This window comes from uncultured Paraglaciecola sp. (assembly GCF_963977085.1).
GTDB lineage: Bacteria > Pseudomonadota > Gammaproteobacteria > Enterobacterales > Alteromonadaceae > Paraglaciecola.
The window spans coordinates 152,134-165,806 of record NZ_CAXBNC010000008.1 but is presented as its reverse complement, the minus strand read 5'-3'; the positions used below and the strand labels follow the sequence as shown (position 1 = coordinate 165,806).

General features: G+C 39.9%; 14 protein-coding genes. 9 read left to right on the top strand and 5 right to left on the bottom strand.

Annotated elements, in window-relative coordinates:
* Window positions 1-507 precede the first annotated feature (507 nt).
* Window positions 508-1,155: a GNAT family N-acetyltransferase gene (locus AAC000_RS11840; RefSeq protein ID WP_339723006.1), complete on the bottom strand. Its 648-nt coding sequence runs from the start codon at window positions 1,153-1,155 to the stop codon at window positions 508-510.
* A 162-nt stretch (window positions 1,156-1,317) separates the two neighbouring features.
* Window positions 1,318-1,686 carry a DUF3192 domain-containing protein gene (locus AAC000_RS11835; RefSeq protein WP_339722939.1) on the bottom strand — a complete coding sequence of 123 codons (369 nt, stop codon included), beginning with the start codon at window positions 1,684-1,686 and terminating at the stop codon, window positions 1,318-1,320.
* 184 nt (window positions 1,687-1,870) lie between these two features.
* On the opposite strand from AAC000_RS11835, the gene AAC000_RS11830 reads away from it, so the two are divergent.
* Window positions 1,871-2,161, top strand: a complete 291-nt coding sequence (locus tag AAC000_RS11830) for a hypothetical protein (RefSeq protein WP_339722937.1) — start codon at window positions 1,871-1,873, stop codon at window positions 2,159-2,161.
* Here the strand turns inward: AAC000_RS11830 and syd are convergent.
* The gene (gene syd / locus AAC000_RS11825) at window positions 2,158-2,715 is read right to left on the bottom strand and encodes a SecY-interacting protein (protein WP_339722935.1); all 558 of its coding nucleotides are present in this window, start codon (window positions 2,713-2,715) and stop codon (window positions 2,158-2,160) included. The two genes, AAC000_RS11830 and syd, sit on opposite strands and share 4 nt — an antisense overlap.
* A gap of 138 nt (window positions 2,716-2,853) precedes the next feature.
* On the opposite strand from syd, the gene queF reads away from it, so the two are divergent.
* The 5 genes from queF (at window position 2,854) to AAC000_RS11800 (ending at window position 7,764) form a co-directional block, all read left to right on the top strand.
* Window positions 2,854-3,693 (top strand): NADPH-dependent 7-cyano-7-deazaguanine reductase QueF, encoded by an 840-nt coding sequence (queF, locus tag AAC000_RS11820; protein WP_339722933.1) that lies wholly within the window; start codon window positions 2,854-2,856, stop codon window positions 3,691-3,693.
* Window positions 3,694-3,737: 44 nt separating this feature from the next.
* Window positions 3,738-5,096: a nucleotide 5'-monophosphate nucleosidase PpnN gene (ppnN, locus tag AAC000_RS11815; protein WP_339722931.1), complete on the top strand. Its 1,359-nt coding sequence runs from the start codon at window positions 3,738-3,740 to the stop codon at window positions 5,094-5,096.
* Window positions 5,097-5,206: 110 nt separating this feature from the next.
* On the top strand, window positions 5,207-5,581 hold the full coding sequence (locus AAC000_RS11810; RefSeq protein ID WP_339722929.1) for a DUF3192 domain-containing protein: 375 nt from the start codon (window positions 5,207-5,209) through the stop codon (window positions 5,579-5,581).
* Window positions 5,582-5,593: 12 nt separating this feature from the next.
* Window positions 5,594-7,345: a hypothetical protein gene (locus tag AAC000_RS11805; RefSeq protein WP_339722927.1), complete on the top strand. Its 1,752-nt coding sequence runs from the start codon at window positions 5,594-5,596 to the stop codon at window positions 7,343-7,345.
* A gap of 116 nt (window positions 7,346-7,461) precedes the next feature.
* Window positions 7,462-7,764, top strand: coding sequence for a helix-hairpin-helix domain-containing protein (locus AAC000_RS11800; RefSeq protein WP_339722925.1), 303 nt, complete (start codon window positions 7,462-7,464; stop codon window positions 7,762-7,764).
* 50 nt (window positions 7,765-7,814) lie between these two features.
* Here the strand turns inward: AAC000_RS11800 and galU are convergent, their stop codons facing one another.
* Together galU and AAC000_RS11790 are read right to left on the bottom strand one after the other, a co-directional pair.
* The gene (gene galU, locus AAC000_RS11795) at window positions 7,815-8,708 is read right to left on the bottom strand and encodes a UTP--glucose-1-phosphate uridylyltransferase GalU (protein WP_339722923.1); all 894 of its coding nucleotides are present in this window, start codon (window positions 8,706-8,708) and stop codon (window positions 7,815-7,817) included.
* Window position 8,709: 1 nt separating this feature from the next.
* Window positions 8,710-10,050 (bottom strand): UDP-glucose/GDP-mannose dehydrogenase family protein, encoded by a 1,341-nt coding sequence (locus AAC000_RS11790; protein WP_339722921.1) that lies wholly within the window; start codon window positions 10,048-10,050, stop codon window positions 8,710-8,712.
* Between the two features lie 540 nt (window positions 10,051-10,590).
* Here AAC000_RS11790 and AAC000_RS11785 point away from each other — a divergent pair.
* The 3 genes from AAC000_RS11785 (at window position 10,591) to galE (ending at window position 13,487) form a co-directional block, all read left to right on the top strand.
* Window positions 10,591-12,096 (top strand): peptide MFS transporter, encoded by a 1,506-nt coding sequence (locus tag AAC000_RS11785; RefSeq protein WP_339722919.1) that lies wholly within the window; start codon window positions 10,591-10,593, stop codon window positions 12,094-12,096.
* A 69-nt stretch (window positions 12,097-12,165) separates the two neighbouring features.
* Complete coding sequence (locus AAC000_RS11780) at window positions 12,166-12,471, top strand: DUF6170 family protein (protein WP_339722918.1); 306 nt, start codon at window positions 12,166-12,168, stop codon at window positions 12,469-12,471.
* Window positions 12,472-12,473: 2 nt separating this feature from the next.
* Window positions 12,474-13,487 carry a UDP-glucose 4-epimerase GalE gene (gene galE / locus AAC000_RS11775; RefSeq protein ID WP_339722916.1) on the top strand — a complete coding sequence of 338 codons (1,014 nt, stop codon included), beginning with the start codon at window positions 12,474-12,476 and terminating at the stop codon, window positions 13,485-13,487.
* Window positions 13,488-13,673: the final 186 nt, after the last annotated feature.

Sequence of the window (13,673 nt, the reverse complement as noted above, 5' to 3'; positions counted from 1 at the left end):
ATCCTTGCTCCTTTAACTTGCGATTCCTTAGCAAGTCACACATCCAATGTGTATCCAAATCCCTTTCTTTGTTATCCAAACAAAGTCTCATCCTGAGTTCCCTATCCTTTGTCTCATATCCATTACGAGAAACCGTCCGTTGTTTTCCAGTCCATAAGCTTTACAATCCATGTAAAGCACTCACCCTGAGTTCCCATCCTTATAATACAACGACCCTGTTGTATTTCCTTCAACCTTGAAGTCGTCCAAGCTCTTCCTTGATGTCATCCTGACTCGTCGTGTTTCCTTGTGACGGGACTAAAGATAGAGGAATTGAAAAAGATTGCGAGTAGGTAAAATAAAAAAATTGGGGAAAGTGTAAGAGCAGCTAGTGGTGAAAAAATTTAGTTCATATAAAACAATAAGTTAAAAACGATGTAAGTGTAAAGAAAGTGAGAAATGACGAATTCACCTACGTCTTTGTACGAAATCTCTTACACCGAGACAGGGAAAAACTGACAGGATAATTTATTGGGCTTCACGAGGTCGAAACATTAAATGCCCTTTGATGCTACCGATCTCTAATTCTTCCACTAAATTATATTGGCCGTCTTCAAAAAAAGATAAACATTTAGGTAAAGTCACATACATACCAACCCCCTGACTTTTTGGGTCTTCAAGCATTATGCCTTCTATTGCACTCATTAATACATGCCCTAATCCATGATGTTGCAGATCAGGATGTACTCCAATCAGAGATAACATATGAAAGTACTCGGCTGGCACTCTTTCACGTACTTTAGTTTCTTTCTCGACCATTTGTTTAGTACCCAAAAACCCAGCAGTTAATAGCATTTTTAAGCGCCAATGCCAAAACCTATTGGGTCCTAACTCTGCATCTGGACTCACTAAACAGGCAACGGCTACCAATCTGTCATCATCAAACAAACCGATCATTGGCTGCTTAGCTAACCAAAATGCATTTAATTCTTCTCTAATGGCCGAACGTAAGCGAGATTCATACCCTTCTTTTTCGTATTGAAATATATCTACAAATAACGGGTCATCATGGTAAGCAAGGTATAATATTGACGCTGCAATTTTTAGGTCTTCAGCTGTTAAGTAAACAGCTTTTATATTATCTACGTCTGTAATTTGTTCTTCTTGTAATACCATCATGATTAGCGCCTATTCTTTTTATGAATACTCTACCCTATGGATGCAAACTTGTTAACAGTTTGTTGCAAATCCACAAGCTAATTTTTAAATAACCTCTTAATACAGCATAAATGGACACTAACATGCGTTGCTCACCGATATAACCAGTGAGCCCAATGATTAAATACTGATCCCTTTAAAAGCAGTTTCGCCCCAGCCTACCAATGCGCTATTCTTAAACACAAGAGGTGTACATTCATTCTTTGTAGTGACACCATCACCTTCGATACGTTGCGTTCTGTAATATAAGACCTGATAAGTATCGTTATCTTTAGTATAAAACTCATTAAAATCAGCGATCCCCATACGATTGAGTATTTCGTCATAACTGACATCTATCTGTAATCGCGAAATATATTTACGATTTTTCTGTTCTTTGTCTTGCCAGTCAGAATGATGACCATATTTTCCATCACCGTCTACAGAAATAACACAACCACTCAACCCTAGTGATAATCCAAATAATGCGACTAATGCGAACTTGTTCATTAATAATTCCTTACTATTTTTGTTGTAGTTAAAGACTAAAGCTAGCCAATTTAACAAAGTGTATTCAAATTTGAGGCCAGAACGCTAACCATCTGTTTTATATAAATATATGGTGATTACAATAAGAAGTGGTTAAAATGAAATTAGCGCTTTTTGCAAAATATTAGGAGTTTTGACCAATAAGATGAGCAATATCGATTATATTATTCACCTGTGTTTTGACATCTCAGAACAAGGTAAAACACCTTCAGTAGCCTTGATTAGAAATTTGTCACAGCGCACTCTTGCCATTCCGGAAGTGATTAAAGGGTTACAAAATTGGAAATCCAGTTCAGGCGGTCGCCCGCCCCTCACAAACCCACAATTAAATACTAGATCTACAACCGAGCAAACTTTACAACAGCGCGTCTCAAAGCTTGAAGCTCAGGTAGCCACACTCATGCAACAATTAGCCAATTTGTCAGATAAAAATTAAGCTTGGGCAGGTATTGGCTGCAAGGACTGAATGAAGACAGCTAAATTAGGTGCAACGACTTCTTTAGGTATCAGTCCGACTTGTTCAAGCATGACTTCACCACTGCTGTTATTAACGGTAAGGATAAAATCATCTTCATCTGTTAAGGCAACAAAGAAGGTTTCGGGTTGCTGTAACCTTCTTTTCATTAATATGTGCCCAATCAAGTTTTGTTGTAATCGTTCAAAATCGCCCTGATTCCATGGTTGCAATAATTGTAAATAACCTTTGTTTGTTTTGGCGTTTAAGTTATCACTCCAATAGGCTGAATAATAACTGACCACATCTGGATGAATTTTCATCTCTAATGCTGTTTCTAAATCCTTAAAATTGGCGCCTTCAGAACGCTTTACTGGCTGCCAGCTCACACTCTCTCCTGTTTTACCAGAATCCCTATAGCAGTCTGATGGCCAGTCGCTGTCATATTCAACCACTAACATCTCTGGATGTTTTTTAGCCGCACTTACATACTTTTCCACAAACTCATCTAATGCAGCGGTTACTTGTTCACTCATCAATACTCTCTTTCTACGACACCTTTTATTGGGGGTAATTTAACATCATTTTGAAAAAATGATATCTCAAGGTTTTGAGCACCTAAGTCATGAGGTAGACTGACGGAAACAACCTAGTCAGAATAAAAAAGAGTGAATGTGAGCGAAAAAATTGATAAGCAAACAACCCTTGCCGGGTTAAGTTTAGGCAAAGCCACCGAATACCGAGAGATATATGCCCCCGATTTGTTACAGGCTGTTCCTAGAAGTATGAACAGAGTAGAACTAAATTTAGGGGCTGAATTGCCGTTCTACGGAACCGATAGATGGAATGGCTACGAATTATCTTGGCTCAATGCTAAGGGTAAACCTAAGGTCGCTATCATGCGCTGTGAAGTGCCCGCCACATCGCCAAACTTAATTGAATCCAAGTCATTTAAACTTTATTTAAATAGCTTTAACCAAAGCCATTTTGACTCCATAGACTCAGTCACAGAAGCGTTAACAAAAGACTTATCTCAATGTGCTGGGGAAAAAGTCGAGGTAGAGCTATTCAAAGCGGCAGAATTTTCTCAGATGCGAATTGAAAGTTTCGATGCTGTGTGCATTGACGATTTGGATATTGAAGTCAAAAACTACCAACTGGAACCGGCTTACTTATCGACTAACAGCGAATTTGTTGAAGAAACGCTGAGCAGTGATTTGCTTAAATCCAATTGTTTGATAACCAATCAACCTGACTGGGGAAGTGTTTGTATTCGTTATCAAGGACAGCAAATCAATCATGAAGGACTATTGCGCTACCTAATATCATTCAGACAACATAATGAATTCCATGAACAATGTGTTGAACGAATTTTTTGTGACATTATGGCTAAATGTAAGCCCCAAAAATTAACTGTCTATGCCAGATATACGCGACGTGGCGGACTTGATATCAACCCCTTTAGAAGCAACTTTGAAAAAATATACTTCGAAGGTAGACTGGCTAGACAGTGATACCAGCTATATTCACGAAAATAACTTAATAAAATCAGGTGACTATGCAAAGAATTCAACTAAATCCTTTAGGCGCAATGAGCCAGCTATCCCAGCTAGAAGTTAACTTGCTAAGCGAATCTACAGACAGAGATCTATACAGATTATTCCGAAATTGTTGTTTGGCTGTTCTATATAGCGGCGCTGAAATAGATAATAGTGACAATATATTTGCACCTCACCACGACTTTGCAGTCAATTTAATTATTCGTGAAAGAGGCGTAAAAGTTGAGTTAGTCAACCCACCTGCACATGCTTTTGTAGATGGTGTATTGATAAAGGGGGTGCATGAACACATCTTTTCTGTGCTCCGAGATTTACTGCACATGGGGGCAAAGTATTCTGCACAATCATTGGGGGTAACACCTGACACTGCCTATATCACCCACAGTGTCTTTGATATGCTGCGCCATGCACAAACCATTAAAAACACAGCTGAGTTAAATATGGTGGTGTGCTGGGGCGGACACTCAATAAGTACAACAGAATATAAATACACGAAAGAAGTGGGTTATCAACTAGGCCTTCGCAATCTCAATATTTGTACAGGTTGTGGCCCAGGTGCTATGAAAGGTCCTATGAAAGGGGCCACTATAGGTCATGCTAAACAGCGTTATAAAAATGGCCGCTACTTAGGTTTAACAGAACCCGGGATCATTGCAGCTGAGCCACCCAATGCCATAGTAAATGAACTCGTTATTATGCCTGATATTGAAAAACGCTTAGAGGCATTTATTCGCTTATCCCATGCCATAGTCATTTTCCCCGGTGGAGCAGGCACGGCAGAGGAATTGCTTTACCTCATTGGCATTATGTTAGATGAGCAAAACCAACAACAAGTACTGCCAATTGTTCTCACTGGCCCCGAGCACAGTAAAGCTTATTTTGAGTCCATTGATCATTTTATTGGTGAGACTTTGGGGCCTGAAGCGCAGAACTTATATGAAATAGTCGTAGGTGATGCGGCAAAAGTGGCGCAAATCATTAAACAAAAACAATGTTTAGTCAGGGATTATCGTAAGCAAAGAGGCGATTCCTACGACTTTAATTGGTCACTTAAAATTGCAGCCGATTTTCAAAGTCCTTTTACTCCGAATCACAGTAACATGTCAGAGCTCAAGTTAAACTTTACGCAACCTAAAACCGAACTAGCCGCTGCGTTGCGTCAGGTATTTTCTGGGATCGTTGCCGGTAACGTTAAGTCTGAAGGAGTTGCTTTAATTAAAGAGCACGGTCCCTTCCAACTAAGAGGAGATCCAAAATTAATGGAGTTGATGGACGGCTTGTTAGAATCTTTTGTTGAGCAACAGAGAATGAAACTGCCAGGAAGCCAATATATCCCTTGTTATCAAATAACTGAATAAATAAAAGCGAGCAGCTGTTACGCTAGTTCAACGAAAATTTACGTTCAACTCACTGCAATCATCCAACTATTTTTATATGATTAGATTGGGTAAATATTAGAAAGAAACACATGAACAAAAAAGTAGTTAAGAGAATTGTTATTGGTGTAGGTATGTATGCGGTGTTTGTCATGGCCGTTATCACGCTCTATCCAGATACTCCACAGAATATGGACTGGGAAGACCGTCAGGAATACAACAAAATCCAAATATCTAAACTTGAATTGGGCTTACAGAAAAAACAGATACTGGAGTTATTAGGTAGCCCAGATATTACAGAAGCCAAGAGAAACGATAACTCTGAGCTGCAAGTGATGTTTTATCGTACTCACCATAGACAAGCCGATGGGATCACCACAGAAGACGAATGCACCGCGCTACTATTCAAAAATAACGAACTCATAGCATGGGGTGACAGTGCCTATCAATCTTTTATCGATGGTTAGGTAGGCCTCGATATGCCAGAGAAAATAGTTAAGCAACACTATATTGCTCTGGTAAAGTTACTTAAAATTTACCGCACTGCACCGTTAGACAGGGATTTGCTCCAAGCAACCCTACACTTTTGCAAAAATTTGTATGGGGCAGCTAAGGCACACCCTGATCTACTATTTGCACAACCGCAACTGTATAAATCGCAACTACCTTTTATCGTTAACCTATCGTTCAATTCAGTGGTGATAACCTGTTTATTGGCTGAGAGAAACAAGTTTGACCCATCTGTTACCATTCAATTAATGTGTGGATCCTTGAGTATCTGCGGATTAGAACAGTCATCAATTGAAAAACATTACCAAACAGTTGCAGACAATCAAAAACCAACCACAACAAAAATCGGTCAACACAATGCGACTTTTGTTCACTTATTAAAAACTAGCCGACAGCAAGTCTGGTTATCAAGTTATTTACTTGGCCCCCATATCCATTTGAGTCGTTATCCCCAAGAAAGTCTTACTAGTCCCCTTTCAGCCCTAACCTATATGGCCAACAAATTCGCTCTGTTATGTACAACTAACAAACAAAAACAATCTATTAGTTTTGCCAACGCTATCAAACACTTAAGCTTAATATGTTGCCACAAATGGTACGTTTTATTGATGCCACTAGTAGACTATCCAAGCGTTTCGCCACCAGGCAGTTATATTCGATTACGAGATAACTCCGTACATATGGTGTTATCTCTCAATAATAAAGGACTCGTCACCAAAGCGTTATCAAATAAACAGACTATTGGAATGCAGTCCAGTGAGACAGATATTCAGGTCATAACAACAGATCAAGTGACAAAAATTTATCCATGCCAGCAACTCAATGGATTTGCTCGGCTTAATCATTGGTGGGGCACTGAGCTGAATCAATGGCTTTCTAGCCATCAAGAACATGCCCCTAAAGTAGCATTTAACTTAATTCAGTCAATTAAGACTGCGCCAGCATCTTTAATGGTCATTCAAGATCAACTGAATCACGTCAATGCAGATATAGCGGTAATAATAAAAGCCATAGAAAAAGAGCCTTTGCATGCGCACCAACTGCTAGTCTCCGCTTCTTCGATGAACAGAAATAAACAGCCCGTTCGCAGTATTCAACATGGATTAGCCATGCTTGGTTTTGAACGCAGCAACAGTATTTTATTACAATACTCTTTGTTAGCTAGACTGAACCAACAATACTTTCCACTGCAACAAGCGCTTTTAACCTTTAACCAGTTTTTTGTAAATATCGTAGCTGAACTGGCTACCAGAACAAAATTACTTTCTTCTGAATTCGCCAGCACAACCGCTTATTTTGCGGTGTCTAGATTATTTACCCTCCCCACTATTCGAAGTTTAAAGCGCTGGGAAACGACAACAATTCCTCGATTTAAATTGGCAAGTCTAATAAAAGCTAAGGAGTCCCAACGCCTCAAGCACGACGGTTTTATGTTGGCAAAAACATGGCATCAAAATAAACAAATGTTAGAAGTATTGCGTGACTACGATCTAGTGTCGCCAGAGCAACAGAAAACCTCCTCTACCAGTCAATATTGCTATGTACTTGGGATCGGTTTAATCCTGGCCCAAGAACATTACTTTTTAAGAACAGGCCATTGCGAGGAGACAGAAGGCTATCTCAAAACGGGATTGCATGAACTAGGTTTAAGCCCAGCAACACTCACAAGTATGATGACAGAGGTGGTAGCGAGAACAAATGTGTTCTGTCAGCTTGATTGAATAATAGTCATTATCACTAGGACATTGAGCTAATTACTTTACGAACTTAGCAGTTGCTACTATGTTTATGCTGGTGCATATGCATCAACATGGAATCAACTATAAGGACTTAATTTATGAAAAAACTCCTCTTTGTATTATTACTTTCCAGTGTATTTCTAACTACTTCGACCAATTTTGCACTTGCCGACACGGCAAAAAGCAAAATGAGTCAAAAACAAATGACACAGGTCGATTTGAACACGGCGACGTTAGAGCAATTAGTGACATTGCCCGGTGTTGGCAAAAAAAAGGCAGCAGCCATTATCGAATACCGCACAAAAAATGGTAAGTTCAAATCTGTAGACGAATTGGTAAATGTAAAAGGTGTGGGTAAAAAAATGCTTGAGAAGTTAAAAGGGCAGGTAAAAACCAGTTAGAAATAAATCAATATTTAGGCCGCTCATTGTCACAACGAGCGGCCTGTTTACTAAAGCTTTAGGTCTGCTAGGAAAGACTTAAATTCCTCGCCCAACTCTGGATGACGTAACGCATACTCTACGTTTGCCGTCATATAACCTAATTTACTTCCACAGTCATGGCTTCTGCCTTTCATGTAGTACGCATCCACTTGTTCTGTTTTCATCAATGCAGTGATTGCATCAGTCAACTGAACCTCATCACCCGCACCGGGTGGCGTGTACTCTAGCATATCCCAAATTTTTCCAGACAACACATAACGACCTACAACCGCTAAATCAGAAGGCGCATCTTCTAAGTCTGGTTTTTCTACCATATCGTGAATTTTTCCAGACTCGCCTTGTTTTAACTCCAAGCCTTCTAAATCCACTACCCCGTACTTACTCACATCTTCTTGTGGAACTTGTTCAACCATAATTTGACTGACGCGGTTAGTGTTAAACTTCGCCACCATGTCCGCCAAATTATCTTTTTTAAGATTACAAGAATATTCATCTATTATCACATCGGGCAGCACCACCGCGAAGGGGGCATCACCGACCATAGGACGAGCGCATAACACCGCGTGGCCTAAGCCTTTTGCTACGCCTTGACGAACATGCATAATAGTGACGTCTTTAGGGCAAATAGCTTGTACCGCTTCAAGCAATTGACGTTTAACCCTTTTCTCCAAGGTTGCTTCCAGCTCAAAACTGGTATCAAAATGGTTCTCAATACTGTTTTTACTGGCATGGGTAACCAAAATAATTTCTTTGATACCCGCTGCAACACACTCAGCCACCACATACTGGATAAGAGGTTTATCCACCACAGGTAACATTTCTTTGGGGATAGCCTTAGTGGCTGGTAGCATTCTTGTTCCCAATCCTGCTACCGGTATAACTGCTTTTTTTACTTGACTCATATTAGTGTTCCTTTACTGATAAACCGCGACCAATAGCATAATAATGCAATCCGTATTCCATCATGAGTTTAGGCTCGAACAAATTACGCCCATCAAACAACAGTGGCATAGTTAACTTTTGTTTAATCAACTCAAAATCTGGTGCTCTAAATGCTTGCCACTCGGTACAAATAACCAAAAAGTCAGCGTTTTCTAATGCGGCTTCTTTCGTCCCCATTAGCGCTAAGTCATTTCGGCTTCCATAAATACGTTGTGTTTCTTCCATAGCCTCGGGATCATAGGCTTTCACACTTGCTCCCGCTGCCCATAGTTTTTCCATTAACACACGACTCGATGCTTCACGCATATCATCGGTGTTGGGCTTAAATGATAAGCCCCACAGTGCCACAGTTTTACCTTTTAAATCACCAGAAAAATGACGAGAAATATACTCAAACAGCTTTTCTTTTTGCGCATAGTTAACTTCTTCAACGGCTTCCAATACCCTAGCTGTATAACCTGCCGCTGTTGCACTGCGAGCTAGCGCTTGCACATCTTTGGGGAAACATGAACCACCATAACCACAACCAGGGTAAATAAATTGGTAGCCAATTCGGGGATCAGATCCTATGCCACGACGCACATTTTCAATATCCGCGCCAAATACTTCTGCAAGGTTTGCCATTTCATTCATAAAACTAATTTTAGTCGCCAACATACAATTAGCGGCATACTTAGTTAGCTCAGCGCTGCGAATGTCCATCACAATAATTTTGTCGTGATTTCGATTAAAGGGTGAATACAACTCGCGGAGTTTCTTCTCTGCAGTTTCACTATCTGTACCTAAAATGATACGGTCAGGGCGCATACAGTCATTCACTGCTGCCCCTTCTTTTAAAAATTCGGGGTTAGAAACCACATCATAAGTCACTGATTTACCCAAATCAGCTAACGTTTTGGCAACTTTAGCTTTCACTTTGTCTGCAGTCCCAACTGGCACAGTCGATTTATTAATGACAATTTTATGGGACTGCATGTGTGTAGCAATGGTTTCAGCCACAGCCAAAACATACTTTAAATCAGCTGAACCGTCTTCATCAGGAGGCGTTCCAACCGCAATAAAAATCACTTCACCATGTTCAATTCCACGTGCAGCGTCTGTAGTAAAATCAACTCGGCCCGCTTCATAATTAGATTTAACTAAAGGTGTCAGACCTGGTTCATATATAGGTATATGCCCCTCCTTTAATCGATCCACCTTGTTTTGGTCAATGTCGATACACACAACATCATGACCCACTTCAGCCATTACAGCTGCTTGTACTAAGCCAACATATCCAATTCCAAATACTGTTACTTTCATTTAACTGAGATCCCTTAATCTAATTTTTGGCATTTTCTATTTGAATTTACATAATAAAATATAAGCAATAAGAGCAAAAACAGTATCTAAACGCAAGTGCTGGATTAACTAGATGTTCAGTAAGTTAATTTATTTGAATCAAGCAACGGCTAACAAGGTCGTCTTACAGCTGAAACTTCCGAATATGCAGCTATCAAACTCAATTGAGAAAACTAATAAGGCAATAAACACAAGCAAATAGCCGAAGCATTCAAATTTTTATGCTCTATAACGCAAATGAAGAGAAATTGAATTCGGTAACAAAATAACTAAATTATCACCCGTGTATTCGCAGTTTTCTTGAGTTGTTGTGGCGACTCTAGTATAAACAAGGCGTCCAAATGACGGGCACAGTTAAGCGTTTTTCCAATACAGACTTAAAAAACCTTTTGGACTGAATTGATAACTCATAGACTTTAGATACTTTTGGCCTTCAGGGAGGCTTGCATCTTAAGGCTTAGCCTAACGTGTCAAACATTATAAAAATAAAAGGCAGATTAAATGACAACTGAAGCAGTTCAATCAAAAACAAAAGATTTTCTGGGGCATCCAGGGGGTCTATCCACATTATTTTTAACAGAAATGTGGGAGAGAATGAGTTACTACGGCATGCGCGCCATGCTGGTGCTGTTTATGACGGCATCGATACAAGAAGGTGGGTTAGCGATCACTGTTGCTTCGGCGACGGCTATATATGGCCTTTATACCGGTTCTGTATATTTAATGGGGTTACCCGGTGGCTGGATGGCTGACCGCTTGATTGGTGGACAACGGGCGGTTTGGTATGGCGGCATAATCATCATGTGTGGTCACATTGTTTTGGCCATTCCAAATGATTATACCTTCTTCATCGGCTTGATTTTAGTTGTATTAGGTACAGGTTTATTAAAACCAAATATTGGTGCATTAGTCGGTCAGTTGTACTCAAGTGATGACAAAAGACGAGACAGTGGATATACCCTTTATTATTTAGGGATCAATTTAGGTTCAGTTATCGGGTATACGGTCTGCGGGTATCTGCGTCTTAACATGGGCTGGCACTGGGCCTTTGGGGCCGCTGCAGTAGGTATGGCTATTGGCTTGGTTTTGTATAAAAAAACCCTGAGCAAATTAGAAGGTGCCGGTGCAGAGCCCACAGTTAAATTGTCACCACAAGCAGCAAAAATGAGCTGGTCAGTGATAGGTTTATTCTTGTTAGGCATTGCGGTAGTGACCTATATGTTAATGAATGATCTTATGGACTTTAACGCTGTAGTTGTCGCTGAGAACTTTGCAATAATCGCTACCATATTATTTTTAGGGTATTTTGCCGCGGTATTTTTTCTAGGAAATAATTCACCGAACGAAAAGCGTCAATTAGGGGCATTATTTTTAGTCTGTGTTGCTTCTATATTTTTCTGGACAGGTTTTGAGCAGGCCGGTTCGTCTCTAAATTTATTTGGACAAAATTATACAGATAGAATTATAGGTACTTTTGAGATCCCACCTGAATGGTTACAATCTGCCAACTCTATGTTTATTGTTATTTTGTCGCCTTTCTTCGCGGCAATGTGGATAAATTTAGCGAAAAGAATGATTACTCCTTCATATGGTTTTAAATGTGCCCTTGGTTTAGTTATTATGGCAACCGGTTTCCTTGTGATGTTCTTTGCTGCGCAAGTTGCTGCTACAGGTTTGAAAGTGGCGCCTTATTGGCTAATCGCGACCTACTTTTTGCATACTGTAGGTGAGTTATGTTTGAGCCCCGTTGCTTTGTCGGCGGTCAGTAAATTATCACCGAAACGTTTTGCTGGTCAGATGATGGGGGTATTTGTACTCACCTACTCTATCGGCAATGTTGTTGCAGGTTTATTGGCAGGAAACTTTGACCCTAATAAAGTCGAAGATATGCCTAACCTTTATCTACAGATTAGCTTATTTACTATTTCTATTGGTATTGTCATTTTCTTGTTTACGTTTAAAACTAAAAAATGGGAAAAATTGGCTGAATTACCTGCTAGTAATTAAGGTTAAACATGCCCAACTTGGTCATTAACTGAGTTGGGTTTTTATTGTTATACACAGGTCAAACTTGATATGAAGTTATACTTTTCGACCAAAACCATTCCACAATTACAACATTTATCTCTTACGCAAAGATTAGCAGCAATACAAATTGCACAAAAAAAGTTAATTGGACCAGAAAAATTACTCCTTAATGTGCTAAAAATGTTAATCGTGATCCCCGTGTTTATCTTTATCATTCAAATAGCAACAGATTGGATGGCTATTCTTTGGGCGTTACTTGTTACCCTACTTTATCCAATGCTAGTCAAACCAGTACAATACGGTTTGTGTGCTAAATATATTCCTCAATCTAACCCTCAACCTGAAGGAGATTAATAATGCAGACAATTTTAGTAACAGGCGGGGCAGGATACATTGGTAGCCATACTGTTTTGCAGCTATTAGAAGCTGGTAATCAAGTAATAGTGCTCGACAACCTGTGTAACTCTTCGCAAGAATCACTCAATCGTGTTGAAGAATTAACCGGCAAAAAAACGATTTTTGTGCAAGGAGACATTCGCGACCATACCATTTTAGAATTACTTTTTTCCAAACATAAAATAAATGCGGTAATCCATTTTGCCGGGTTAAAAGCAGTAGGTGAATCAGTAGAGAAGCCACTCAATTATTATAACAACAATGTATATGGCACTTTGACGCTATGCGAAGCCATGAAAAAGTTTGCGGTTAAAAATCTCGTATTTAGCTCATCTGCAACCGTTTATGGTGATCCCGTTGAACTGCCTCTTCGAGAAGATATGCCAACAGGTCAACCTACCAATCCCTATGGTATGTCAAAACTCATGGTTGAATTAGTGCTACGCGACTTATACAAATCTGACAATGAGTGGAATATTGCACTACTGAGGTATTTTAATCCCGCTGGCGCTCACCCATCAGGACGTATAGGTGAAGATCCAAATGGTATCCCAAACAATCTAATGCCTTTTATCACCCAAGTGGCCACAGGAAAGCGTGAGCAGCTTTCTATTTACGGCAACGACTATGACACCCCTGATGGCACAGGTGTGAGAGATTATATACATGTAGAGGATTTGGCAGCGGGTCACTTAAAAGCCTTAGAAAAACTCTCCACCACTCCTGGCATAGTGACTTACAACTTAGGCACTGGCCAAGGTTATAGTGTCTTGGATATGGTCAAAGAGTTTGAAAAACAAAGCGGCAAAGCGATTCCTTACCAATTTGTACCACGCAGAGGAGGTGATGTGGCTTCTTGTTATGCAGACCCCAAAACGGCCAGCGAAGCCTTAGGTTGGACAGCCACTAGAGGACTCGCAGAAATGTGCAGAGACTCGTGGAATTGGCAAGCAAGTAATCCAGACGGTTATTAACTGTCTCTAAAAACAAAAAGTATTGAATCACTAAGGGCACAGAGACCACGCATTAAAGTCACTTTGATGAAAGTCACTTTGATGTTAACAAATATTAACTCTGTGTCCCTAGCGCTCCGTGCCCTTTGTGGTGAATATTGCTACTCGGTCTTTCTGTTTTCTATTTTCTATTTTCTATTTTCTATT